Origin of the sequence: Citrobacter sp. Cpa228, from assembly GCF_030333085.1 — a bacterium.
Taxonomy (GTDB): domain Bacteria; phylum Pseudomonadota; class Gammaproteobacteria; order Enterobacterales; family Enterobacteriaceae; genus Citrobacter; species Citrobacter pasteurii.
In genome coordinates this window covers 128,467-154,937 of the sequence record NZ_JAOWGQ010000052.1, presented here as the reverse complement: position 1 = coordinate 154,937, position 26,471 = coordinate 128,467, and the positions used below count along the sequence as shown (strand labels likewise).

Here is a 26,471-nt window from a genome sequence, read left to right as displayed (position 1 = left end):
TTTAAGGAACCTACGTGGAACACATCTCCACCACCACGCTTATTGTTACGCTTCTCATCATGGTGGTTATTTCCGCCTATTTTTCCGGTTCCGAAACCGGAATGATGACCCTGAACCGCTACCGTCTGCGACACCGGGCAAAACAGGGAAATCGTCAGGCAAAACGCGTTGAGAAATTACTTCGTAAGCCTGACCGTCTGATAAGCCTGGTCCTCATTGGCAACAACCTGGTGAATATACTGGCCTCAGCGCTCGGTACCATTGTCGGTATGCGCCTGTATGGCGATGCGGGCGTCGCTATTGCCACCGGGGTATTGACGTTTGTGGTGCTGGTTTTTGCGGAAGTGCTGCCAAAAACCATCGCCGCGCTGTATCCGGAAAAAGTCGCCTATCCAAGCAGCGTCCTGCTGGCCCCGCTGCAGATTCTGATGATGCCGCTTGTCTGGTTACTGAATACCATCACGCGTCTGCTGATGCGTATGATGGGCATCAAAACGGATATCGTGGTGAGCGGTTCGCTGAGTAAAGATGAACTACGAACACTGGTGAATGAATCGCGCTCGCAAATCTCTCGCCGTAACCAGGATATGCTGCTGTCAGTGCTGGATCTGGAAAAAGTCAGCGTCGATGACATTATGATCCCGCGTAACGAAATCATCGGTATCGATATTAACGATGACTGGAAATCAATCGTCCGCCAACTTTCGCACTCCCCGCACGGACGTATCGTGTTGTACCGCGACTCACTGGATGATGCTATTAGCATGCTGCGCGTCCGTGAAGCGTGGCGACTCATGGCCGAGAAAAAGGAGTTCACCAAAGAGACCATGCTACGCGCCGCCGACGAGATCTACTTTGTCCCGGAAGGTACCCCACTCAGCACTCAGTTGATCAAATTTCAGCGTAATAAGAAGAAGGTCGGCCTGGTGGTCAACGAATATGGCGATATTCAGGGGTTGGTCACCGTTGAAGATATTCTGGAGGAGATTGTCGGTGACTTCACCACGTCAATGTCCCCGACGCTTGCCGAAGAAGTCACGCCCCAGAATGACGGCTCAGTGATTATTGATGGCAGCGCCAACGTTCGTGAAATCAATAAGGCGTTTAACTGGCATTTGCCGGAAGATGATGCGCGAACGGTAAACGGAATAATTCTTGAAGCACTGGAAGAGATCCCCGTTGCCGGCACGCGAGTGCGCATTGGTCAGTACGATATCGATATTCTCGACGTACAGGACAATATGATTAAGCAGGTACAGGTATTGCCGGTCAAACCACTTCGCGAGAGCGTATCTGACCAGTGAGGATAATCCAGACCGGGTAACGCATCAGCACTACCCGGTCTGAAGCTGATTAGCTTTTTGCTTTCGCCACAGACACCATTGCGGCGCGAATGGTACGTCCGTTCAGGGTATAACCTTTCTGCATGACCATCAGCACATTACCGGCAGCAACTTCATCAGACTCAACCATTGCAATAGCCTGGTGCACGTTCGGGTCCATCGGCACATCAATATCCGCAACCACCTGCACGCCAAACTTCGCCACGACATCCAGCATCGACTTGCGGGTCAGCTCAATACCCTCAACCATCGCCGCCATCGCGTCATTATCTTTGTCCGCCACTTCCAGCGCGCGGTCCAGGCTATCCAGCACCGGCAGCAGTTCGTTGACGAATTTTTCCAGCGCGAACTTATGCGCTTTTTCTACGTCCAGTTCGGTACGACGACGCAGGTTTTCCATTTCCGCTTTGATACGCAACACGCTGTCGCGCTCGCGAGTTTCGGCTTCAGCAAGCTGAGCTTCCAGATTCGCAATTTTTTCATCGCGCGGATCCACCTGCTCAGCAGAAGCGTCTGATTCAACCGCCTCAACTTCTTCGTGCTGATCCATGATAATTTCTTCCGGGGCTTGCCCCTCAGGCGTTTTCTGTTCTTTACTACTCATGAATTTCTCCGCGTTTTTTTCGCATTCATCTCGCTAACCTGGATTATTATGGGGATAAGATTCAGGGTTTCAAGGGAAGTACTCACATTGTCACTAATCTTCATTACAAGGACCTCGAGAAAATGAACAAACATTTCAAGTGTATTGGCATTGTGGGGCATCCACGTCACCCCACTGCACTGACCACACATGAAATGCTCTACCGCTGGCTGTGCGTCAAAGGTTATGAGGTTATCGTTGAGCAACAAATCGCCCACGAGCTGCAGTTGAAAAATGTGAAAACCGGTACGCTCGCAGAAATTGGTCAGCAGGCAGACCTCGCCGTGGTAGTCGGCGGCGATGGTAATATGCTGGGAGCTGCACGCACCCTGGCACGTTATGACATCAAAGTTATCGGGATTAACCGCGGCAATCTCGGTTTCCTGACCGATTTAGATCCGGACAATGCCCAACAGCAATTAGCTGACGTACTGGAAGGCCACTACATCAGCGAAAAGCGCTTTTTACTCGAAGCCCAGGTGTGCCAGCAGGATTGCCAGAAGCGCATTAGCACGGCCATCAATGAAGTTGTGCTGCACCCTGGTAAAGTGGCGCACATGATTGAATTTGAAGTCTATATCGATGAAATCTTTGCCTTCTCCCAGCGTTCAGACGGGCTAATTATCTCCACCCCGACCGGCTCTACCGCCTATTCGCTCTCTGCCGGAGGCCCGATTCTGACGCCTTCTCTGGATGCTATTACGCTGGTGCCGATGTTCCCGCATACGCTCTCCGCACGACCGCTGGTGATCAACAGTAGCAGCACCATTCGCCTGCGCTTCTCTCATCGCCGTAACGATCTGGAAATCAGCTGTGACAGCCAGATCGCCCTGCCTATACAGGAAGGTGAAGACGTATTAATTCGCCGCTGTGATTATCATCTGAACCTGATACACCCCAAAGATTACAGCTATTTCAATACATTAAGCACTAAATTAGGCTGGTCAAAAAAATTATTCTAATTTAACGCCAACCTCTTTACTGTATAAAAAACCAGTTTATACTGTATGTAATTACAGTTATGGTTTTTCATACAGGAAAACAGCTATGTTGGCACAACTGACCATCAGCAATTTTGCTATCGTTCGTGAACTTGAGATCGATTTTCAGAGCGGAATGACCGTTATTACCGGTGAGACCGGTGCGGGTAAGTCCATTGCCATTGATGCTCTCGGTTTATGCCTGGGCGGCAGAGCCGATGCCGACATGGTGCGTACAGATGCCACACGCGCCGATTTGTGTGCGCGTTTCTCTTTAAAAGACACCCCTGCGGCGCTACGCTGGCTGGAAGAAAACCAGCTTGAGGAAGGTCGTGAGTGTTTGCTGCGTCGCGTTATCAGCAGCGACGGCCGCTCCCGAGGCTTTATTAACGGTACCGCCGTTCCGCTGTCGCAACTGCGCGAGCTGGGACAGTTGCTTATTCAAATCCACGGCCAGCACGCGCACCAACTCCTGACGAAATCTGAACACCAAAAATCGCTGCTTGATGGTTATGCCAATGAAGTGACCCTGACTCAGGAAATGGCCGCGCGCTACCAGCTTTGGCACCAAAGCTGCCGCGACCTGGCGCATCATCAGCAACAAAGCCATGAACGTGCGGCCCGGGCTGAGCTGTTGCAGTATCAATTAAAGGAACTGAACGAATTCAACCCGCAAGTGGGCGAGTTTGAGCAAATTGATGAAGAGTACAAGCGTCTGGCTAACAGCGGGCAGTTGCTCACCACCAGCCAGCAAGCGCTGGCTATCATGGCAGACGGCGAAGACATTAACCTGCAAAGCCAGCTATACAGCGCAAAACAGCTGGTTAGTGAACTGGCGGGAATGGACGGTAAGCTCTCCGGTATTCTGGACATGCTGGAAGAGGCGACCATCCAGCTCAGTGAAGCCAGCGACGAGCTGCGCCACTATTGCGATCGTCTGGATTTAGACCCTAACCGCTTGTTCGAACTGGAACAGCGAATTTCTAAGCAAATCTCGCTGGCGCGTAAACATCATGTTGCCCCTGAAGTACTACCACAGTTCTATCAGTCATTGCTGGATGAACAACAGCAACTGGACGATCAGGCCGACTCTCTCGAAACCTTAACCCTGGCGGTGAACAATCACCACCTGCAGGCACTGGAAACGGCAAAAATGCTGCACCAACAGCGCCAGCATTATGCTCTGGAGCTGGGACAACTTATTACAGAGAGCATGCATACTCTCTCAATGCCGCACGGTGTCTTTTGCATTGATGTGAAATTTGAGGAACATCATTTGAGCTCAGACGGTGCCGATCGCGTAGAGTTTAAAGTGACCACTAACCCGGGTCAGCCGTTACAGCCGATTGCGAAAGTCGCTTCCGGTGGGGAGCTGTCGCGCATTGCGCTGGCTATTCAGGTTATTACCGCACGTAAAATGGAAACCCCGGCGCTGATTTTCGATGAAGTGGATGTCGGCATCAGCGGCCCGACGGCAGCGGTTGTGGGTAAACTACTGCGCCAGTTGGGTGAATCAACCCAGGTGATGTGCGTCACCCACCTGCCGCAGGTTGCTGGCTGCGGCCATCAGCATTTCTATGTCAGCAAAGAAACTGACGGTGCGATGACTGAAACACACATGCAGCCGCTTGATAAACGCGCTCGCCTGCAGGAATTAGCCCGCCTGCTTGGCGGTAGCGAAGTGACGCGCAATACCCTCGCAAATGCAAAAGAACTGCTGGCGGCATAAACTTTTTTACCTTGTGAAGGTCTGAGTTCAACATAAAATCGCCGACCGACCCGACAGCAAAAGGTTTTAAAGTGGTGAAAGGTCTATTATCATCGGCATATTACATATGAGCCGCGTACTGCTCGGGCCCGAAAAGGAATCAAATCACTATGCGCTGTAAAACGCTGACTGCTGCTGCAGCAGTACTACTGATGTTGACTGCAGGCTGTTCCACTCTGGAGCGAGTGGTTTACCGCCCTGACATCAACCAGGGAAACTATCTGACACCTACCGATGTCGCCAAAGTGCGTACAGGTATGACGCAACAGCAAGTTGCTTATGCACTGGGTACACCAATGATGTCCGATCCTTTTGGTACTAACACCTGGTTTTATGTGTTCCGTCAGCAGCCAGGGCATGAAGGCGTTACTCAGCAAACGCTGACGCTGACCTTTAACAGCAGCGGCGTATTGACCAACATTGATAACAAACCCGCTCTGACCGACAACAAGTAGGTCTAAAAGATCAAAAAAAGGTGCTCAATGAGCACCTTTTTTATTGTCTGTTATTTTTTAGCGGATTTCTCTGCTCGCTGCCTACGCAGTTCTTTCGGATCGGCAATCAGCGGCCGATAAATTTCCACCCGATCGCCGTCATGCAGAACATCAGCAAGCTTAACCGGACGGCTGTAGATGCCCACTTTATTTTTACTGAGATCGATATCGGTACGTAATTCCAGCAGCCCGGAAGCGCGGATAGCCTCTTCAACGGTTGCACCCTGCTGCAGCGTGACGCGCTGTAAATACTGTTTCTCGGGCAGCGCGTATGCTACTTCAACGACAATTTTAGCCGACGCTGACACTGTAAACCTCTTTTGCACGAACCGTGAAAGCCTGCACCATATTCGACGCCAGCTCTTTAAATATACGGCCAAATGCCAGTTCGATCAGTTTATTCGTGAACTCAAAATCAAGATGAAATTCAATGCGACACGCTTCCTGGCTCAGCGGCGTAAACTTCCAGCCGCCAATGAGTTTTTTGAACGGTCCATCGACCAGATGCATGAGGATGCTCTGGTTACTGGTCAGTTGATTACGTGTGGTGAACGTTTTGCTAATCCCTGCTTTAGAAACATCCACAGCCGCTGTCATCTGCCCCGGAGTCGACTCCAGGACACGGCTTCCGGTGCAACCCGGTAAAAACTGAGGATAGGATTTAACATCATTCACTAACTGATACATCTGTTCCGCACTGTAAGGTACTAAAGCGGTCCGGCTAATCTGAGGCATAACAATTTCCATCAATATCAATCGTGCAAATAATACCATTTATCATCCGCTAAAAAAAACGCTAAAGCCCAACTCGTGCTAAGATAGCGCCTTGCGCCCCGCTGGATGAAATGGGGTGTTTTTCAATTCCAGATTACCTATACTGAGCGGCATTATGACGAAGAAAAAAGCACACAAACCTGGCTCAGCCACAATCGCGCTCAACAAGCGCGCACGACACGAATACTTTATTGAAGAAGAGTTCGAAGCTGGGCTCGCATTACAAGGCTGGGAAGTCAAATCCCTGCGCGCAGGAAAGGCCAATATTGGCGATAGCTATGTCATTCTCAAAGACGGCGAAGCGTTCCTGTTTGGCGCCAACTTCACGCCGATGGCTGTTGCCTCAACGCACGTCGTGTGTGACCCTACTCGCACCCGTAAGCTTCTGTTAAACCAACGCGAACTTGACTCCTTATATGGACGCATGAATCGTGACGGTTACACCGTCGTGGCACTTTCGCTGTACTGGAAGAATGCCTGGTGCAAAGTCAAAATTGGCGTTGCAAAAGGGAAGAAACAGCACGACAAGCGTTCCGATGTAAAAGAACGTGAGTGGCAGTTGGACAAAGCTCGTATTATGAAAAATGCAGGCCGTTAAACACAATTTCCCTGTGACCAGTCTCTCCTCCTGAGGCTGGTTCTTATTTTTTAGTTATTGAAACCCACACAATACATTCACCAGATTTATAGTTTATTTGTGCTGAATCGTTCAGGTATGAAATAAACCTCTCTAACGTTACCATAGCAGTCCATAGTCTAATAAAATAAAATCTCAAGACCATGTCGCTCATATTTTTCACTTATTTAATAACACTATTGTTACTGGTGTTTATTATATCAACGTGCATTTACAGTAAAACAAAGACATTAATATACAATAAGTTACAACAACATCAATTGTTAAAAGCATACTGAAAAGTATCTTTTTCAAATGACTAAGTATTTTTTAATATGGATAAGTTGCAGAATGCTTTCTTTCTGACTATATCATCTAATACGAAAGAACTATTCAATCCAAAGGACCCGAGCGTAATTAATCAATAAAATAACATCTGCTTGATCTAATCAATGAAATTACAAGTATAAATTCATTTTTATGATGAACGGACCCCTGTCTGCTCATTTTCCCAACGCGCTGTTGCGGATTAATACTCCCGGCATGCCATCAGGAGTGAACATATGCGTCTACTCGCCGTTGTATCAAAATTAACTGGCGTTTCCACAAATGTTGAATCCTCTGAAGTAACGCTAAGTTCGCCTTCTATCGTGAAACTGTCGGTATCGCGTGAGGAGATGAGCCAACTCGCACGCGTTAATCAGGATTTGGTTGTCACACTCCGCTCAGGTGAAACCATCACCATTAAAAACTTCTATGTCGGAAAAGGTGATGCGCAAAACCAGCTTGTCCTGGAAGACAGCAATGGCGCGCTATGGTGGGTTCAGGATACTGATGGGGCATTCCACTATCAGCATCTGGACGATCTCACCCCATTAATGGCGAGCGAAGGCAGTCATGAAGGCGGCGCAGTTTGGCCCTGGGTTCTTGGCGGGATCGCCGTGGCTGGGGGAATCGGCCTCGCCGCCGGTGGTGGTGGCGGTGGCGGTGGCGGTGGCGGTGGCGGTGGTAGCAGTAGTGGCGAAAATGGTAATAATGCTGGCAATGGCAATGGCAATGGCAATGGCAATGGCAATGGCAATGGCAATGGCAATGAAGGAAATGGTGCTGGCGACGGAAATGGCAACGAAGTAAATGGTGATGACGGCTCGCCACCCACGACAACGCCCACGATGCCAAGCGTACCGATTATTACCAGCGTCACTGACAATCAGGCTCCCATTACTGGCATTGTCAATCAACAGATATCCACTAATGATAATACGCCAGAACTTCAGGGCACTGGTCCCGCAAATGCCACCTTACATATTTTCGATAATGGTACCGAAATAGGTCAGGTCCCTATCGATGCTAACGGGAACTGGACGTTTACTCCATCTTCCCCGCTCGCGGAAGGCACTCACCAGTTTACGGTCAGCGCATCAAACAATGCGGGCAGCAGCGCAATCTCAGACAGTTGGGTCATTACCGTCGATACCACCCCACCTGCCGCCGCAGTAATTTCTTCAGTGAATCAGGAAGGCACCACGGTGACGGGTAGTGCAGAGCCCGGAAGCACTGTCACCATCATTGGCAGTAACAACCAGGTTCTGGGTTCAGCCATCGCCGGTTCAGGCGGCACCTTCACTATTAGCATATCGCCCTCGCAAACACATGGTGAAACGCTGACAGCAAAGATTCAGGATAAAGCAGGCAATATCGGGCCAGATACCTCATTCAGTGCCTCAGATTCCGGTTTTCCAGGCGTACCCGTGATTGTCAGCGTTATAGATGATGTCGCGCCCTCCGTTGGGTCATTGACCAACAATCAGTCCACTAATGATGCGACCCCAACGCTTTCCGGGACAGCTGACGCTCACAGTACGGTTAAAATTTACAATTACGGGGTATATGTCGACAGCGTTGTCGCCGACAGCAACGGTAGTTGGGACTGGACCTCCAGCACAAACTTGCGGGATGACTCATACGCTTTCACCGCTACGGCAACCAACCACCTGGGTACGGGGGGAATATCGACGGTATTCAATATCAATATCGATACTCAGCCGCCGTTATCACCAGACGATCTGAATGTATCTGCCGATGGCGCTGTCGTCACTGGTACGGCTGAACCCGGCAGTACCGTGACTATAACCGACAATAATAATCATTTAATCGGCAGTGGTGTTACCGGGCCAGATGGCTCGTTTACCATCACCATAAACCCACCACAAACCAATGGCGAAACCATAACCGCTATCGCTACCGATCCAGCAGGAAACCCGAGTTTGCCAGAAACAGCACTCGCTCCCGATATCACCGCCCCGCAACCGCCCACAAACCTGACAATCAATAACGCGGGCGATCAGGTTTCCGGCATGGCAGAGCCCAACAGTACCGTACATATTCTCAATCCTGGTGGCACTATCATTGGCACGACCACCGCTGATGCAGACGGAGATTTCACCGCCACACTGGTTCCGCCACAAACGAACGGCGACCATCTTGTCGCCAACGCAACGGATGCAGCAGGTAATACCAGCGATAACACAGCAGTCACCGCGCCAGACAGCACCGCACCTGACGCACCAACAGGGGTGATTGTCGCCGGGGATGGTGGTTCAGTCAGTGGACATGCTGAAATCGGCAGCACTATCACCGTAAAAGACGGCAACGGGAATACGATTGGCGTGGGTCAGGCAGACAGCGGTGGCCACTTTGCCGTGTCGATCACCCCGTCACAAAACAAGGGTGAAACGGTAAAAGTGACTGCAACGGACAGCGCAGGCAACGAAAGTCTGCCCGCTTCCGCGCTGGCTCCGGATATTACCGCACCAGACCAACCGATTATTATTGCCGTCTTAGACGATGTTCCCGACGTCATCGGAAAAATTGATAACAACACGCTGACAAACGACGATAAACCGGAAATTAAAGGCACCGCCGAAGCGGGCTCGCAGGTAAAAATTTATGATAATGGCACCCTGCTTACCACCGTTACCGCCGATATCAATGGTAACTGGGACTACACGCCGACCACCGCGCTGAGCCAGGGCGCACACGTATTTACGGTTACGGCAACCGATGCCGCCAACAACACTAGTAGCGCCGCCAACTGGAAAATCATTGTCGATAGCGTCGCGCCGACCGTCCCGGTCATTACTCTGATTAACGATGACGTAGGAACCATCACGGGTAACATCGCGAATAACAACTGGATAACCAACGACAACACGCCGACCCTCTCCGGGACCGGCGAGCCAGGCTCGCTGGTGAACCTGTATGATAACGGTTTGCTGATAACGGTGATGCTCATCGACAAGTCAGGTACCAGGAGCTATACCGTCCCGGACAACAAGCAGCTTGCCGATCGCGACCATCATTTTACAGTATCCGCAACGGATGCCGCCGGTAACGTCGTCACCTCCCCCGTCGCGGTCACCATTACCGTTGACACCCAGCCTCCAGCGACTCCTGTCATTTCAGCCGCCACAGATGACATCGGCAATGCGCCCGTTGACTTGCCTTCTGGTAGAAGCTCAAACGATAACCTGCCGTCACTGAAGGGGACCGGAGAAGTTGGCTCCACCATCACTATCTACGATGGTGCCACACCGATTGGAACGACCACCGTTGTGGCCGGAGGAAGCTGGAGTTTCCCGGTCGCCCAGCCACTTAGTGAAGGTTCGCACACATTGTCAGCTATCGCGACAGATGCGGCGGGTAACGCCAGTACCGCCGGAAGTTTCATGCTGACTGTCGACACAACGCCCCCCGCGGCCCCGATCATCACCTCTGCGGAAGGGCTTATTGGCATTGAAACTAAAGCACTGAGTAATGGCGGCAGCACGAAAAGCGACAACCCTAAACTATCCGGAACAGGTGAACCGGGTGCGACAATTACGATTTATGAGAATGGCGGCCTCGCCGGCATCACTACCGTACAGCCAGACGGCACCTGGACATTTACCCCGACCTCACTTGCCGATGGGCCGCATAAATTCACCGCCACGGCGACCGACGCTGCGGGCAACACAGGGATCCCATCGGCGGGCTTTACGTTGACGGTGGATAATCTGCCGCCAACGCAACCGCTCCCCCCCACCATTACGGACGACGTCAATCCGATAACCGGGGTCGTGACAAACGGCATGACTAACGACACCACGCCAACGTTCAGCGGCACGGGGAGTGTCGGCGATCTCATTACCCTCTATCTTAATGGCAACTCTTCGTCGCAGGGTACCGCGACGGTTGGGGCAGACGGTAGCTGGAGCTTTACACCATCAGTGCCACTTCCCCAGGATGTTTATCAGGTGACCATTACGGCGACCGATCCTGCTGGCAACGTCAGCCCGCCATCAAATGCCATCCTCCTGGAGATCGATACAACGCCCTCTGTCCCCCCTGTTATTCTTGTCGTCAATGATAATGTCGGTGGTTTCCAGGGCGATCTTGCGCCTGGCGCAATAACAGATGATACGACGCCAACTATTCACGGAACCGGCACTGACGGCGACACGATCACGCTGTACAACGGCAGTACGATTATCGGTACCACAACGGTGGTTGGCACCACCTGGAGTATTACTCCAGGGACGGCACTGGCAAACGGAAGTTATACGCTAACGGCCATTGCAACCGATGCGGCAGGGAACGCCAGTACCCCATCAAACAGCGTCGCGTTTACGGTTAGCAGCACCGTGCTGACCTTACCGCAGGTTACGGATATTGAAGATGACGCTGGCGTCATTATCGGTTCATTGACCAACGGTAGCGTTACGGATGATACCACCCCAACAATCAGCGGAACCGGTGCGCCGGGCAGTACGGTCGTCATTTTCGATGGTGGCAATCCTATTGCCGAAACCCTCGTTGCGGCGAATGGTAGCTGGAGTATTGAGATTACGCTGACGGGAGATGGCCCGCACACGCTGACGTTCGGCACCAGGGATGCCGCGGGTAATTCCCTGGCGGCAGGAAACCCTGTAATGTTGATACTCGATACGCAGCCTCCCGCCGCGCCAATCGTCACCAATGTTGACCCGAACGGCACGCTGGTGAGCGGGACAGCCGAGCCCGGCAGCACCGTCATCATCAGAAATGGTACCACGGTACTGGGTCAGGGTATTGCGAATAGCGTTACAGGTGTCTACACCGTCTCGATTTCACCCGCACAAACTACGGGGCAGAATCTGAATGCAATCGCCCTGGATCAGGCGGGCAATAGCAGCGACTCTACGCCGTTTAACGCGGCTACTTCCAGCATTCCGCATCCGCCAACTCTCGAAATCATTGATGATGTCTCGCCCGTTACAGGAGTGATTGGCAACGGTAAAACCACCAATGACACCTTACCGCTGTTACAAGGAACCGCCACGGCAGGAGCAACGGTTAAAATTTATCAGGATGGGAATGTAATCGGTACGGTCACCGCCGATGCAGTCTCCGGCGCATGGAGCTATCCATTATTCACCCCGCTGACAAACGGCACGACCTACAATTTCACCGTATCGCAAACTGTAAACACAGAACCCAGTGGGTTGTCGCCCAATTACGCCATTACTATCGATACTAGCGCCCCACCAGCACCCGCGATCATCAGCGTGATTGACGACGTATTACCGGGCACAGGATCGTTAGATACCGGACAAATTACCAACGATGCACGCCCGACCTTCAATGGAACCGGCGAAGTGGGTGCGACTATCACCCTTTACGATAAAGGTATCGCGATTGGCACAACAACCGTGAGTGGCAGCGGATACTGGAGCTATACCCCGACAAATGGGTTGGGAGAAGGCGAGCATATCTTTACCGCACGCGCAACGGATGCGGCTGGCAACCAGGGCGATCCCTCCAACAGCTTCCGGATTATTGTCGATACGTTAATCCCAGGCGCGCCCTCTATTGTGACGGTAACGGACGACGTCGGTACCCCGCAGTCCCTTACATCCGGACAGCTAACCAACGACAACACCCCAACGCTTGCTGGTGTCACCGAGGCCGATTCAGTGGTTACCATTAGCGATAATGGCGCGGTAATTGGCACAACCACCAGTGATGAAAACGGCAACTGGAGCTTTACGCCAACTCCAGCACTTAGTGAAGGCAATCATTCGTTAACCGCAACCATCATGGACGGTGCTGGCAATATCAGCCCGGCAAGCCCACCTTTCGTTCTGGTAGTTGATACGCTGCCACCCGCGGCGCCGAGCATTACCTCGGTGATTGACGATCAACCCGGCAACACATCGCTGACTAACGGACAATTGACTAACGATGCACAACCCACGCTGAACGGCAAAGGAGAGATCGGCGCATCTATCACCATCCGCGATAAAGGCGTTGATATTGGTACAACCCAGGTTGATGAGACCGGCAACTGGAGCTTCACGCCGGATACCCCGCTGACTCAGGGGCAACACATCTTTACCGCCGTTGCCACCGACCAGGCGGGCAATATGGGTGGGGTATCTTCATCCTTTACCCTCGAACTGGATTCCATCGCCCCGCCGCCCCCCATCATTAGCACGGTGCTGGACAATACGGCTCCCACAACAGGCGCGATATCCAATGGGCAGACGACAAACGAAACACGCCCGGCACTGAGCGGCACGGGCGAAGTGGGAGCGACCATTACCGTTCTGAGCGATGGTCAACCCATTGGCACCACCACCGTGGGTGCGGGAGGTATCTGGAACTTTACCCCAACGGATGCACTGAGCAACGGCCCGCATACATTGACCGTCACCGCGACCGACAGTGCAGGTAACACCAGCCTTGCGTCGAACGGCTTTGGGCTCATCGTTGATACGGTATCGCCGGGTATACCCATCATTTCTCAGGTCGCAGATGATATCGGCCCGCTGACGGGCAGTCTGAACAACGGCCAGACCACAAATGATGCGCAACCCACGCTCAGTGGTAGGGCAGAAGCCAATTCCACGATCATAATTTATGACAATGGCACCTATCTCGGTACCGCTCCGGTAGACGCCAATGGAGCCTGGAACTTCACGCCAACAGGCGGACTTGGAAATGGTAACCATGCGCTCACGGTGACCGCCACGGACGCAGCCGGAAACGTCAGTCAACCATCCGCCACATTTAACATCATTGTGGATACCGTTGCCCCGCTTGCCCCCACCATTATCCAGGCCGTCGATGATGTACAGCCCGGCACAGGGACTCTGTCCAGTGGAGCCTGGACCAATGACACCCGTCCGCTGCTCAGTGGCTCAACGGAAGCGAATGCCCGGGTCGCGATTTACGATAACGGCACGCTACTGGGGACGGTAACAGCCACAATAGATGGGACGTGGGAATATCTGCCACCCACACTGAGCAACGGTCAACATACATTCACTGCCATCGCCACAGACGCCGCAGGCAATATCGGTGCCACCTCAAGCGGATTTATTATTAATGTCGATACGAACCCACCGCCAATCCCACAACTGATCTCGGTCATAGATGACATCGCAGGGGGAGTTTTCAATGCAGCGCTGAACAATGGGCAGCTAACCAACGATGCCCGCCCAACGCTCAACGGTACCGCCGAAGCCGGTAGCACTGTCAGTATCTATGACGGGAACACTCTGCTTGGTACTGCGCTGGTGCAAAGCAATAATAGCTGGACATTTACCCCGACCACGCCGCTCGCGATCGGATCCCATACCTTCACTGTGACCGCTACCGATGCGGCAGGTAATACCAGCGGCGCAACAACAGGTTTTACCGTGGTGGTGGACACCGCTGCTCCGGCACAGCCTTCAATAAGTAGCATTATTGATGATGTTGGCCCCAACACCGGTGCGATTGGCAGCAACCAGCCCACCAATGACTCACGCCCAACCCTGAACGGATCCACAGAGGCCAACGCGCGAGTCGATATTTATGATAATGGCAGTTTTGTCATCAGCGTAACGGCTGACAGCACCGGCAACTGGAGTTACACGCCGTCCTCTGCTCTGGCTCAAGGGGCACATTCTTTTACCATCACGGCGACAGATGCAGCGGGGAATACCAGTGGATTATCGTCTGCAGCAGCCATTGTGGTCGATACCATCGCCCCCGGTGTTCCAACCGGGCTGGCGGTCAATGCCAATGGAACGGCGTTAACCGGCGTGGCCGAAGCGAACAGCACGGTCATTATCACCTCCGGTAGCGGAACGGTACTCGGCACCACAACAGCGAATGCTTCCGGTAACTTCACCTTTACCCTGAATCCACCGCAAATTAGTGGGCAAACGCTGCTGGTCAGCGCACAGGATGCCGCTGGCAATACCGGCATCACAGGAAACGTGCTGGCCCCATTTACCGGTGTTCCTCCCGCACCAGTGATCTCCAGCGTATTCGATGATGTCGGCACCATCACGGGTCTGGTCACCGCCGGGAAAACCACGAATGATACCCGCCCAACACTGAGCGGAACTGCGCAGGCAAACGCCGTTATCAACCTGTATAACAACGGCACGTTGATGGGTAGCACAACCGCTGACGGGAATGGGATCTGGAGTTTTACGCCAGGCAGCGCCCTGAGCGAAGGCAACCACGCGTTTACCGCCAACGCCACAAATGCCAACGGCTCGAGCGTTTTGTCTGGCTCGTTCAGCGTCATTGTGGATACCACGCCACCGCCACCCCCTACGATTTTGATCAGCGCCGATGGCGGAACAGTGAGCGGCATCGCCGAAGCCGGCAGTACGGTTACGATATCCCTGCCTGGTGGCAGCAGCGTGACAGCGGTCGCCAACAGCAGTGGGGTCTACAGTGCCACCTTGCCTGTACGCCAGATTGAAGGTCAGTCGTTATCTGCAACGGCAACCGACGCGGCAGGCAACACGTCATCGCCTGCCAGCATCATCGCGCCGGTACTCCCCCTGCTGGCAGAAGATAATGTCACCCGTTTGCCGCTACAGACTGACGTGACAATCAGCACTGAGCATCAAAGCGATTACGGTTTCCTGCTGGTGAACGCACTGGGTAATGTCGCCAACGTGCTGGGTAACAACACAGCAAGTGTTAATTTCAGCATCCAGTCTGGCGGTAGTGGCTCCATCACCATCAACGCCGCGGCGACCGGCATTGTGCTGTCACTATTAAGCTCAATGGAGATTGTTATCCAGCGCTATGACACCTTGCTCAACACCTGGATAACCGTGGTCGATACCTCGAAACCCAATTTTGCCAGTTTGCTAACCATCGGAGCCTCTGGAGTGACGCTCAATTATGATGGGCTGACAGGTGGGGATTATCGCGTGGTTAGCTTCAACACTAACCTGCTGGCGACCGGCGCTTACACCAGCCTGGACGTTGCCGTGGTGAAAACCAACGGCGGAACCATCACCGGGGGAACCACAGAATCCGGTAACATCATCACCGATACCGATCCAACTCACGGTCAAGATAACGCCCCTTCCGGCACGCTGGTCACCACTATCACTGACGGTAACGGCAACGTCGTGAACGTCCCGGCGGGCGGCATTGATGTGCAGGGGAAATACGGCATTCTGCATATCAATCAGAATGGTAGCTACACCTATACCCTGACCAATACGTCAATCTCAGTGTATGGCCGTTCCGAAAGTTTCACTTACACGCTGACGCATGGTAGCGATCACTCCTCGGCAAAACTGGTGGTCACGCTGGGTCAGGCCCCAACCACCAGCACGGTAACGGCAGCAGACGATGTGGCTGCGCTGACTTACGGGACGCAGGCCATCGCAGTCGACAACCATCCATCACAACAAACCGGCTTCACGCTCGCCAGTGTTGGTTTGGGACAATTGCTGGATGTCAGCCTGGTCAACGGTTTGACCAACCCGATTAAATTCAACGTTGATGACGGCGCGACCCGAACGATAACGGTTCAGGCCAGCGTACTTGGCGTAACGCTGGGCGGCTTTGATCTCTATGTCTACCGCTTCAACGAGTCTATTCAGCAGTATGAGCAGTACCGGGTACAGCCGAACTGGATCACCGCCCTACTGAGCGGCAATTCACCGGCGTATACCATTACGCTGCCGGGCGGTGACTATCTGTTCCTACTAAACGCTTCCGGCGGCCTGACGCTGCTGACCAGCTATACCCTGAATATTCAGGCCGATCACACCTACGCCGTCGACAGCCTGAGCGCGGTAACCAACGGTAATATTCTGGTCAATGACTCGGCTCCGATAAACAGCGTCATCACCGAAGTGAATGGTGTTGCGATTAACGGGACGGGCACCACCAGTATTAACGGACAATACGGCACCCTGACTATTGATGCGAAGGGGAACTATACCTACACCCTGAAAAGCGGACTGGGCGCAGACGGTATCAGCACACCGGACAGTTTCGTCTATACGGTCAAAGCCCCCAATGGCGATACAGGAAGCGCCTCGCTGAACATTACGGCGACCCCGCAGGCGCTGGACGCAGTAAATGATGTCAGCAGCATGATGGCGGTGAGTACCGTTCAGGACTCTGCGGCATACGGAAGCGGCGCGCTGGGCACAGCGACGATTCCGACGCTGGGGAGCAAAGCAACTGGTTCAGGTTCGTTTGATATCGCAACAAATGACGTACTGAAAGGCGCCACGCTCAACTTCAGCATCGGCACACTTATCACCGTCGGTACGCTGGGCGTAACCTGGACAATCACCGGTCCTGACGGATTCTCGCTTTCAGGCTCTGTACCCGCCAGCTCTATCAGCCTGTTAGGCAGTTCAATTGCCGTCTCGCTGGGTAATGCCGAGCTAGCCGCTGGTCATTACAGCATCAGTTTCACAGGAACGATGGGGGGACTGGCCGTTGGCAACGTCAGCATTACGCCGAACGTCACGGGCACGACATGGCACCTCAATACCTGGGACGTTAACACCACGACGATGAATGGCAATATTTTTGATGGCAGTGATGCCGCTGGCACGCACGATCAGCTCTCAACCGTCCATACCCAGCTCACTATCACCGGCTTTAACGGCAGTACCGCCACACTCAATCCGACCGGCAGCATCAGTAGCACAACAATCCAGGGTCATTATGGTTCACTGACCATGAATCTGGATGGCTCATACATCTATACGCTGAAACCGGGTACAACCGTGGCATCGATGACCAGCAAAGAGACATTCACCTACACGCTTAACGACCAAAACGGGCATACGGACACCGCGACGCTGACCATCAATATGAATCCGCAGATGGCAAGCACCGCACAGCATGACGTGATCACCGGCTCGGTCTACGGCGATACGCTGATTTATCACCTGCTTAAGGCCAGCGATACAACGGGTGGTAACGGAACGACAGACACCTGGACCAACTTCTCACTGGCTCAGGGCGACAAAATCGACATCGGCGACCTGCTGGTAGGCTGGAACGGACAAAACGCCACGCTCGGCAACTACCTCACAGTGACCACCAGCGGTAACAACACCATCGTTTCCATTGATCGCGACGGTACAGGCAGCACGTACCACACCACTAACCTCGTAACACTGGAGAACGTCCACACCACGCTCGATGAGCTGGTGCAACAAAATCACATTGTGACCTGAAACGAACGCCATACCGCTATAACGATATAACAACAGCCCCGGATGCCATGACGTCCGGGGCAATAACAGTCGTCACGGCCCTATTTTGCAAGGGATAAACTATGAGAAATGTCGCCCCTGTTGCTGTAATGCTGGCATTAACGTTTTGTTCCGTTCGTGCGAATGCCGAAGATGAACCGCAAGTTATTACGCCGGAAGGGCTGGCAGCCAGTCAGATGCTTCCCTCTCTGGATGGTTCTGTGGCCGATCTACCGTTGAGCGTTGCCGCTCCCGGAAGCCTGACGCTTAACGACGCGGTGAGCCGCGCCGTGAGCTGGCATCCTTCTATTCGTGAATCCATTGGCAAACTGCTCTCGCAAAATGAGCAGATAGACGTGGCGAAAGCGAAATATTATCCGCAAGTTACAGCCGGAATGAACAACGGCTACAGCAATACCTACACTGACCATGGCTTCAGCCCTGCACTGGTCATTTCGGTGTCACAAATGCTGTATGACTTCGGCAAAGTCGCCAGCCAGGTGCGCGCCGAAACCGCCGGTTCAGCGCAGCAACAGGCAAACGTGTTACTCAGCATCGATACTGTCGCTCACGCTACCGCCAATGCCATCGTCCAGGTTCAGACATGGCAACAGATGGTGGATGCCGCCGAAGAGCAACTGGTCGCGCTAAACGGTATTGGTCGACTGACCAGAGAACGTAATGATGAAGGGGCGACCTCGCTGTCAGACGTGGTGCAAACCGATGCGCGTATTGAGTCTGCTCGTTCACAGCTGGCGCAATATCAGGCCAATCTCGACAGTAGCAAAGCGACATTGATGAGCTATCTCGGCTGGAACTCGCTTAACGGCATCAGCAATGAGTTTCCGGTAAAACTGGATAGCAGTTGCGATGTGGTAAAACCGGAGGATAAGTTAGTTCCCGCGGTGCTGGCGGCATGGGCGCAGGCGAACGTCGCGCAGGCCAACCTGGATTACGCCAACGCACAGATGACGCCAACCATCTCTCTGGAGCCATCGGTTCAACACTATCTCAACGACAAATACCCCAGTCATGAGGTGCTCGACAAAACGCAGTACTCAGCGTGGGTAAAAGTCGAAATGCCGCTGTATCAGGGCGGCGGTCTCACCGCCCGACGCAACGCCGCCAGCCACGCGGTAGAGTCCGCACAGTACTCTATTCAGCGCACTCGACTCGAAGTACGACAGAAATTACTGGAATCCCGCAGTCAGGCGATGAGTCTCGCGACTGCCCTGCAGATCCTGCGCCGCCAGCAGCGGCTGAGCGAACGCACTCGTGAACTGTATCAACAGCAGTATCTGGATCTCGGCTCACGCCCATTACTTGATGTTCTTAACGCCGAACAGGAGGTGTACCAGGCCCGTTTTGCCGAACTTCAGACCCAAAGCCAGCTTCGCCAGTTACAACTGAACTGCCTCTACAACACCGGAGCGTTGCGCCAGGCGTTCGCCTTAAATAACCGCAGTATTCAATCGGTGGAGATCCAGCTATGAGCGACGTCGAGCCGGTTATTGAAGATGCTATTGGCGAACCCGCCCTGAGGCAGTGGGCACAGGCAGTTACCCACATTGCCGGTCACTATCGCCTCACTTGCTCGCCTGGTGCTATTCAGGCTAACGCCCCATGGTTCGAGGGGAAAAACAGAACCCTTGCTTTGACGCAATTAGCACGCCAGGCGGGACTTTCCTTTCATACGCTGGATACCGCAAAGCAGGTACTTAACCAATGGCGTTTGCCGGTGGTGGCGGAACTGCACGGCGGCCAAATCATGGTGTTAGAACATTTCAACGGTGAAGACGCACTGGATGTCTTTATTATTACCGACGAGGGACAACGCAACCGGCTGGTGGTGGCTGAGCTTCTGCCAGAAATCCATACTATCACCGCACTGCGCCCGTTATCGGCGTTAAAAGACAGTCGGGTTGATCGCTATATTTCGCGCTTTAGACCCGACTGGATACGCGAGCTGGTTTTACAAGATATCCGCCCTTACCTGCCCGTCATGATTGCCGCCTTTCTGATTAATGTCCTGTCGCTTGCCGGGATTATTTTTTCGATGCAGGTTTACGACCGGGTGATCCCCGCCCAGTCGTATCCGACACTCTATGTTCTCTCGACCGGCGTCCTGGTCGCGGTATTGTTTGGCTTTTTGCTTCGCGAAGCGCGTACCCACATTATGGATCTGCTCGGCAAACGCGCCGATATGCGCATTTCCGATCGCGTGTTTAGCCACGCATTGCGGCTGCGCAACAGCGCCGTCCCCCGCTCAACGGGGAGTTTTATTTCCCAACTCCGCGAGCTGGAGCAAATCCGGGAGATGATCACATCCTCAACCATGTCGACCATCGTCGACCTGCCGTTTTTCTTTCTGTTTATCGTGGTGCTGGCCTGTATTGCCCCGCCATTGGCGTGGATAGCCCCCGTCGCCGCCCTGCTGATGATCCTGCCTGGCTTGCTGTTACAGAAGAAGCTGGCGGTACTTGCTAACCAGGCCACGCATGAATCCACTCTGCGCAACGCGGTACTGGTCGAAAGCGTTCAGGGGCTGGAAGACATCAAGCTGATGCAGGCGGAAAACCGCTTTCTACAGCAGTGGAACAGCTACATCCGTATTACTGGCGAGTCAGGGCTGCGCACGCGCAGGCTGACTCAAGGGCTAATTGGTTGGGGCATGTCAGTGCAAAGCCTGGTCTACGCCGCCATCATTATGTTCGGCGCGCCGATGGTTATTGAAGGCACGATGACCACCGGGGCCGTGGTGGCGGCGTCGATGCTCGGTTCCAGAATGATTGCCCCAATGGCTAACCTGTGTGGTGTGCTGGCTCGCTGGCAGCAGGTCAAAGCGGCCAAAATGGGGCTGGACAGCATTATGCAACTTCCCACCGAGACGCAGCACGATGAAGACCGGGTACACCAGGAAATCTTCCGTGGCCACTATCTGTTTGAAAATGCGCACTTTCGCTACCACAGTGACGACCAGCGCGTACCGTTACGCATCTCGCGTCTGGAAGTGATGCCCGGAGAGCGGATTGCTATTCTCGGGCGTAATGGCGCGGGTAAATCAACCCTGCTACAGGCTATGGCGGGCGGCGTGGAGATTATTCAGGGAGATGTCCGACTCGATAACCTGAGCCTGGCGCAAATCGATATGGCTGATTTACGCCGTAATATCGGCTTTCTCAGCCAGAACGCACGGCTTTTTTTCGGTACGTTACGCGAGAACCTGACACTCGGCGCACCGCATGCCAGCGACACGCAGATATTCGACGCGCTGGAGGTCAGTGGCGCGTCAGCATTCGTCAAACAGCTCGCCAAAGGGTTGGCGCACCCCATTATGGAAGGCGGTAATGGACTTTCCGGCGGGCAGCGTCAGTCAATTCTGCTCGCAAGAATGTTACTGCGATCGCCCAATATCGTACTGCTCGACGAACCCAGTGCCGCGTTGGATGAACACACCGAACGGGAATTTATACAACGGTTAAACCAGTGGCTGGGCAACCGCACACTGGTTGTCGCCACGCATCGCGTTCCGGTTCTGGAGCTGGTCGAGCGCGTGGTGGTGCTCAAAGAAGGTCAACTGGTCATGGATGCCCCAAAAGCGCAGGCGCTAAATGCAAATCGGGCACCTGCACAGACTCACGGTCGGGAGTGGAAAAATGAAAACCAATCCGCATGACGCCGCCATGGACGACCTCGATATCCGCCAGGAACACCGTTTTTCCGGCGCCAGTCGCATTATTCTGCTCAGCACACTGCTGTTTGCTGTCCTGGGGATCTGGGCGTATTTCGGCAAGCTGGATGAAGTCTCTACCGGCAGTGGGAAAGTCATCCCCAGCTCTCGCGAACAGGTATTGCAGTCGCTTGACGGAGGGATCCTCGCCGAACTCAGCGTGCACGAAGGTGATAAAGTTCAGGCCAACCAGATTGTCGCCCGCCTCGACCCAACGCGTTCTGAATCCAACGTTGGGGAAAGCGCCGCCCGATACCGTGCATCTTTAGCGTCAAGCGCCAGACTGAATGCCGAAGTCAACGATTTGCAGCTAACGTTCCCCAGCTCGCTGCAAGCCTGGCCGGATCTTATCGCCTCTGAAACGCGGCTGTATAAAAGCCGTCGCGCGCAGGTTGCTGATTCTATGGCGGAACTGCAGGATGCGCTGGTCTCGGTAAATAAAGAACTGGCCATTACCCAACGGCTGGAGAAGAGTGGTGCCGCCAGCCATGTGGAAGTGCTGCGCCTGCAACGCCAAAAAAGCGATCTGGGATTAAAAATCACCGATCTGCGCTCGCAATATTACGTGCAGGCGCGTGAAGCGCTGTCGAAGGCCAACGCCGAGGTAGATATGCTGGCGGCCATCTTAAAAGGTCGCGAAGATTCCGTCACCCGCCTGACCGTTCGCGCCCCGATGCGCGGTATCGTAAAAAACATCCAGGTCACCACGATTGGCGGCGTTATCCCTCCTAACGGCGAAATGATGGAGATTGTCCCGGTAGACGATCATTTGCTGATTGAAACCCGCCTGTCACCGCGCGATATCGCGTTTATCCACCCCGGACAGCGGGCACTGGTAAAGATTACTGCCTATGACTACGCCATTTACGGAGGGCTGGAGGGCGTGGTCGAAACCATCTCCCCAGATACCATTCAGGACAAAGTGAAGCCGGAGATCTTTTACTATCGCGTTTTCATACGAACCCATCAGGACTTTTTGCAGAACAAGCTGGGACGCCATTTTTCTATCGTACCGGGCATGATTGCTACTGTGGATATAAAAACAGGTGAAAAAACCATCGTCGACTATTTAATCAAACCATTTAATCGTGCAAAAGAAGCACTGCGCGAGCGGTAAATCCTTGCGGTTAAGGGGTTGTGGGGGCTGGTCACGCGTGTCACAAGTCTGTTATACTTGCTCTAACACATTGGGGCTGATTCTGGATTCGACGGGATTCGCGAAACCCAAGGTGCATGCCGAGGGGCGGTTGGCCTCGTAAAAAGCCGCAAAAAAATAGTCGCAAACGACGAAAACTACGCTTTAGCAGCTTAATAACCTGCTCTGAGCCCTCTCTCCCTAGCTTCCGCTCTTAAGACGGGGATCAAAGAGAGGTCAAACCCAAAAGAGATCGCGTGGATGCCCTGCCTGGGGTTGAAGCGTTAAAACTAATCAGGCTAGTCTGGTAGTGGCGTGTCTGTCCGCAGGTGCCAGGCGAATGTAAAGACTGACTAAGCATGTAGTACCGAGGATGTAGGAATTTCGGACGCGGGTTCAACTCCCGCCAGCTCCACCAATCATGATTGGACAGTGCCAGGACAGCACTAGCAATAACAGGAAGTTAGCAGTCTCAGCAGGACACCGACCAGACGGTGAGGGGACAAAAAAGGATACGCAAAGGAGCCGCGGCTCTGTAGTAACAAAGAAGCCCGCTGATGCGGGCTTCTTTGTTTTCCTCTTACTGAGAATTCTGACTGGTAAGGATGCTTTTTTGTTTAACGCGCTCGTAACTGTCTAATTATTATGGCTCCAGCTATGATATCGATCACCATTCACAATGATTGATTAATATCATCATAAAGTTTGTCTTTCGTTTACCGATTTTAGGTGTATAAACTTAGTACAGCACTTTCACATAGTTATCACAGCATTTGCGTATTAGTGCGTTCTATCACAACTTTCAGCCAATGCTTATTGTATTTAGGCTTGATAGTACCCATTATTAGAGTATGATGATTGACCAATTTTACTCTGCATACATATGGTCAAAGGTTGCAATGTTACAAGAAGAAAAGGATGCATACGACAAGGCTATTGCGTCGGTTGTCTATGCTTTAGAATCGTTAGGATCGCTTTTTTCTGTTCACGGCATGGAAGGTCTGTATGAGTTAACGAATCCGAGTTTTAAAGAACTTAAAGATTCCTTAGCTAAAATGAAAGCAGGCGCGGAAGAGCTCAATCACGACATTGAGCGTATGGTAACAGAAAAGAATGACATTGATGCCGCAGGAGCCAGCGTGGGCTTGATGAATATCCGCCAAGGCATCATGTATGCAGAAAGTCTTTTAATGGCTGTTCAGCAGAAGGATTTGAAGAAATCCCTTGAGGCTCATGAACAAGTTGTTAATCACGGAATTCAACCCAATACTTGGTAGTAACCAGAGCAGGAGCACAAAACGCTATGAATAAATCATTGCAGAAACTTCTTTTGAACTCTTATCGGCTTCGTGGTCTGATTGATGATCTAAACCAACGCGCATCTAAGAAAAAACCTGTTAAGAAAGCCGCTTAACAGAAAAACCCGGCAATGCCGGGTTTTTTATTGCCATCCTCTCCCCCATCCACATCTACTACACTTTCAGTCAAACGCATGACCGGAGGTTTCTATGTGTGGACGCTTTTCACAGTCAATGACGCGTGAAGATTATCTTGCCCTTCTCGCTGATGAATCAGAACGCGATATTCCATACGATCCAGAACCCATCGGAAGATTCAACGTAGCGCCAGGAACAAAAGTTCTGCTTCTGAGCGAACGTGATGAGCAGTTGCATCTTGATCCAGTTATCTGGGGATACGCCCCCGGTTGGTGGGATAAACCGCCGCTCATTAACGCACGGTCTGAAACTGCTGCCACCAGCAGAATGTTTAAACCACTCTGGCAGCATGGTCGCGCAATTTGCTTTGCTGATGGATGGTTTGAGTGGAAAAAGGAAGGCGACAAGAAACAACCTTACTTTATTCACCGGGCAGACGGTCAGCCGATTTTTATGGCGGCGATCGGCAGCACACCATTCGAACGTGGAGATGAAGCAGAAGGTTTCCTGATAGTGACAGCTGCGGCCGACAAAGGGCTGGTAGATATTCACGACAGGCGGCCTCTGGTACTTTCACCAGAAGCCGCTCGCGAATGGATGAGGCAGGACATTGGAGGGAAAGAAGCTGCGGAAATTGCGGCCGACGGTTCCGTGTCGGCTGATAAATTTATATGGCATGCCGTAACGCGTGCCGTCGGGAATGTGAAAAATCAGGGAGCAGATTTAATTAAGCCTGTTACTTAACCTGAAGCAGATCCTCATAGCGAGTCGTGTATCGTGGTGACAGCATCTCTCTCTTCATCGCCCATTGTTGCTGAATCCCTTGTCCGGCGAAATAAAGTGCCCCTCTGCCTTCCTTTGCATTCAGATGGTCGAGAACTTCCATCAGCTTCTCGCTGCCACGACGCGGCGCATTATCATCGAACAGATTCAACTGGGCTATGCCCTGACTGAAGAAGTCTCCCAGCATGACTCCTGCTTTCTGATATCGGTGCCCGTCTTTCCATATTGCATCCAGGCTTCGCGTCGCTGCTGCAATAATGTCCCGACTGTCCTGTGTCGGGGTGAGCAGCTTCACTGACGCACTGTTACCGTAGTACGGTTCGTTCAGCGCAAAGGGTGACGTTTTGACAAAGGTCGATATGAACCGGCAAAACTGATGCTCGCCACGCAACTTTTCCGCAGCGCGCGACGCATAACTGCAGATGGCCTGCCGCATAGCGTCATAATTGGTAATGCGTTCCCCAAACGACCGGGAACAGACGATTTCCTGCTTTACTGGTGCAAACTCCTCCAGTTCAAGACAGGGCTCTCCACGAAGCTCGCGCACTGTTCTCTCCAGGACAACATTGAAGTGCTTCCGGATAAAACGTATATCAGTATCAGCCAGCTCAAGAACCGTTTTAATCCCCATGGCCTCCAGCTTCTTGCCGATACGCCGCCCGATACCCCAGACATCATCAACCGGAAGTGCGGACATAAGTTTGCGCTGGCGTTCGAGGTTAGATAAATCCACCACTCCCCCCGTCTGTTTCTGCCATTTTTTTGCGGCATGATTTGCCAGCTTGGCCAGTGTTTTTGTCTGAGCAATGCCAACGCCGACCGCCAGGCCAGTATTTTGATAAACCGCATCTTTTAACTCACGCCCAAAATCCTCCAGAACGCGGCAATTCCTCACACCGGAAAGGTCACAGAAAGCTTCGTCTATCGAATAAATTTCGCATCGTGGTGACAATGCCTCCAGTGTGGCCATTACCCTGCTGGACATATCTGCGTACAGTTCATAATTGCTGCTGAAGCAAACAACACCACATCGGCGGAATAAGTCCTTTTGCCTGAAATACGGGTCTCCCATTTTCACACCAATCGTTTTGGCTTCCGCGTTACGGGCAATAACACAGCCATCGTTGTTTGAGAGAACCACAACCGGCCTTCCCTTCAGGTCTGGCCGAAATGCAGTCTCACAACTGGCATAAAACGAGTTCACATCAACCAGAGCAAACATG

Annotated in this window: 15 protein-coding genes and 1 other RNA gene; 12 read left to right on the top strand and 4 right to left on the bottom strand. The window is 52.8% G+C overall.

Annotated features, from left to right (window positions below; genetic code table 11):
- The first annotated feature begins 14 nt into the window (after positions 1 to 14).
- Positions 15 to 1,304, top strand: coding sequence for an HlyC/CorC family transporter (locus OGX91_RS15980; RefSeq protein ID WP_005130434.1), 1,290 nt, complete (start codon positions 15 to 17; stop codon positions 1,302 to 1,304).
- 49 nt (positions 1,305 to 1,353) lie between these two features.
- On the opposite strand, the gene grpE is transcribed toward OGX91_RS15980, so the two are convergent.
- Positions 1,354 to 1,947: a nucleotide exchange factor GrpE gene (gene grpE / locus OGX91_RS15975; RefSeq protein WP_005130435.1), complete on the bottom strand. Its 594-nt coding sequence runs from the start codon at positions 1,945 to 1,947 to the stop codon at positions 1,354 to 1,356.
- Between the two features lie 122 nt (positions 1,948 to 2,069).
- On the opposite strand from grpE, the gene nadK reads away from it, so the two are divergent.
- The 3 genes from nadK to bamE all read left to right on the top strand — a co-directional run bounded on the left by nadK (position 2,070) and on the right by bamE (position 5,189).
- Positions 2,070 to 2,948, top strand: a complete 879-nt coding sequence (gene nadK, locus OGX91_RS15970) for an NAD(+) kinase (protein WP_005130436.1) — start codon at positions 2,070 to 2,072, stop codon at positions 2,946 to 2,948.
- Positions 2,949 to 3,033: 85 nt separating this feature from the next.
- A complete protein-coding gene (recN, locus tag OGX91_RS15965; protein WP_286626815.1) occupies positions 3,034 to 4,695 on the top strand; it encodes a DNA repair protein RecN in 1,662 nt (553 codons plus the stop codon).
- Positions 4,696 to 4,844: 149 nt separating this feature from the next.
- Complete coding sequence (gene bamE, locus OGX91_RS15960; RefSeq protein ID WP_003826401.1) at positions 4,845 to 5,189, top strand: outer membrane protein assembly factor BamE; 345 nt, start codon at positions 4,845 to 4,847, stop codon at positions 5,187 to 5,189.
- Positions 5,190 to 5,239: 50 nt separating this feature from the next.
- Here bamE and OGX91_RS15955 read toward each other — a convergent pair whose 3' ends face one another.
- On the bottom strand, positions 5,240 to 5,536 hold the full coding sequence (locus tag OGX91_RS15955; protein WP_003839823.1) for an RnfH family protein: 297 nt from the start codon (positions 5,534 to 5,536) through the stop codon (positions 5,240 to 5,242).
- Complete coding sequence (gene ratA / locus OGX91_RS15950) at positions 5,520 to 5,963, bottom strand: type II toxin-antitoxin system toxin RatA (protein WP_040234063.1); 444 nt, start codon at positions 5,961 to 5,963, stop codon at positions 5,520 to 5,522. Before ratA ends, OGX91_RS15955 begins: the two co-directional genes overlap by 17 nt.
- 154 nt (positions 5,964 to 6,117) lie before the next feature.
- Between ratA and smpB the strand changes: the two genes are divergently transcribed.
- The 8 genes from smpB to OGX91_RS15910 all read left to right on the top strand — a co-directional run bounded on the left by smpB (position 6,118) and on the right by OGX91_RS15910 (position 25,209).
- A complete protein-coding gene (gene smpB / locus OGX91_RS15945; protein ID WP_003031211.1) occupies positions 6,118 to 6,600 on the top strand; it encodes an SsrA-binding protein SmpB in 483 nt (160 codons plus the stop codon).
- A gap of 581 nt (positions 6,601 to 7,181) precedes the next feature.
- Positions 7,182 to 18,146, top strand: coding sequence for a BapA/Bap/LapF family large adhesin (locus tag OGX91_RS15940; protein WP_286626813.1), 10,965 nt, complete (start codon positions 7,182 to 7,184; stop codon positions 18,144 to 18,146).
- A gap of 101 nt (positions 18,147 to 18,247) precedes the next feature.
- A complete protein-coding gene (locus tag OGX91_RS15935; protein ID WP_149692445.1) occupies positions 18,248 to 19,657 on the top strand; it encodes a TolC family outer membrane protein in 1,410 nt (469 codons plus the stop codon).
- Complete coding sequence (locus tag OGX91_RS15930; RefSeq protein WP_286626811.1) at positions 19,654 to 21,840, top strand: type I secretion system permease/ATPase; 2,187 nt, start codon at positions 19,654 to 19,656, stop codon at positions 21,838 to 21,840. The genes OGX91_RS15935 and OGX91_RS15930 overlap by 4 nt, the downstream gene beginning before the upstream one ends.
- 7 nt (positions 21,841 to 21,847) lie before the next feature.
- Positions 21,848 to 23,011: a beta-barrel domain-containing protein gene (locus tag OGX91_RS15925; RefSeq protein ID WP_149692480.1), complete on the top strand. Its 1,164-nt coding sequence runs from the start codon at positions 21,848 to 21,850 to the stop codon at positions 23,009 to 23,011.
- Positions 23,012 to 23,083: 72 nt separating this feature from the next.
- Positions 23,084 to 23,447, top strand: a transfer-messenger RNA (tmRNA) gene (gene ssrA / locus OGX91_RS15920).
- A 481-nt stretch (positions 23,448 to 23,928) separates the two neighbouring features.
- Positions 23,929 to 24,306, top strand: coding sequence for a hypothetical protein (locus OGX91_RS15915; protein WP_286626810.1), 378 nt, complete (start codon positions 23,929 to 23,931; stop codon positions 24,304 to 24,306).
- 231 nt (positions 24,307 to 24,537) lie between these two features.
- On the top strand, positions 24,538 to 25,209 hold the full coding sequence (locus tag OGX91_RS15910) for an SOS response-associated peptidase (RefSeq protein WP_137379016.1): 672 nt from the start codon (positions 24,538 to 24,540) through the stop codon (positions 25,207 to 25,209).
- Here OGX91_RS15910 and OGX91_RS15905 read toward each other — a convergent pair.
- Entirely contained in the window at positions 25,202 to 26,470 is a 1,269-nt protein-coding gene (locus OGX91_RS15905) for a Y-family DNA polymerase (protein ID WP_286626808.1), read from the bottom strand. The two genes, OGX91_RS15910 and OGX91_RS15905, sit on opposite strands and share 8 nt — an antisense overlap.
- Position 26,471 lies beyond the last annotated feature (1 nt).

What these genes read in the sequence shown, in the direction of transcription:
- grpE (WP_005130435.1), bottom strand. Translation starts at nt 1,947, where the DNA reads ATGAGTAGTAAAGAACAGAAAACGCCTGAGGGGCAAGCCCCGGAAGAA.
- nadK (WP_005130436.1), top strand. Translation starts at nt 2,070, where the DNA reads ATGAACAAACATTTCAAGTGTATTGGCATTGTGGGGCATCCACGTCAC.
- recN (WP_286626815.1), top strand. Translation starts at nt 3,034, where the DNA reads ATGTTGGCACAACTGACCATCAGCAATTTTGCTATCGTTCGTGAACTT.
- bamE (WP_003826401.1), top strand. Translation starts at nt 4,845, where the DNA reads ATGCGCTGTAAAACGCTGACTGCTGCTGCAGCAGTACTACTGATGTTG.
- ratA (WP_040234063.1), bottom strand. Translation starts at nt 5,963, where the DNA reads ATGCCTCAGATTAGCCGGACCGCTTTAGTACCTTACAGTGCGGAACAG.
- smpB (WP_003031211.1), top strand. Translation starts at nt 6,118, where the DNA reads ATGACGAAGAAAAAAGCACACAAACCTGGCTCAGCCACAATCGCGCTC.
- OGX91_RS15940 (WP_286626813.1), top strand. Translation starts at nt 7,182, where the DNA reads ATGCGTCTACTCGCCGTTGTATCAAAATTAACTGGCGTTTCCACAAAT.
- OGX91_RS15935 (WP_149692445.1), top strand. Translation starts at nt 18,248, where the DNA reads ATGAGAAATGTCGCCCCTGTTGCTGTAATGCTGGCATTAACGTTTTGT.
- OGX91_RS15930 (WP_286626811.1), top strand. Translation starts at nt 19,654, where the DNA reads ATGAGCGACGTCGAGCCGGTTATTGAAGATGCTATTGGCGAACCCGCC.
- OGX91_RS15925 (WP_149692480.1), top strand. Translation starts at nt 21,848, where the DNA reads ATGGACGACCTCGATATCCGCCAGGAACACCGTTTTTCCGGCGCCAGT.
- OGX91_RS15915 (WP_286626810.1), top strand. Translation starts at nt 23,929, where the DNA reads ATGTTACAAGAAGAAAAGGATGCATACGACAAGGCTATTGCGTCGGTT.
- OGX91_RS15910 (WP_137379016.1), top strand. Translation starts at nt 24,538, where the DNA reads ATGTGTGGACGCTTTTCACAGTCAATGACGCGTGAAGATTATCTTGCC.
- OGX91_RS15905 (WP_286626808.1), bottom strand. Translation starts at nt 26,470, where the DNA reads ATGTTTGCTCTGGTTGATGTGAACTCGTTTTATGCCAGTTGTGAGACT.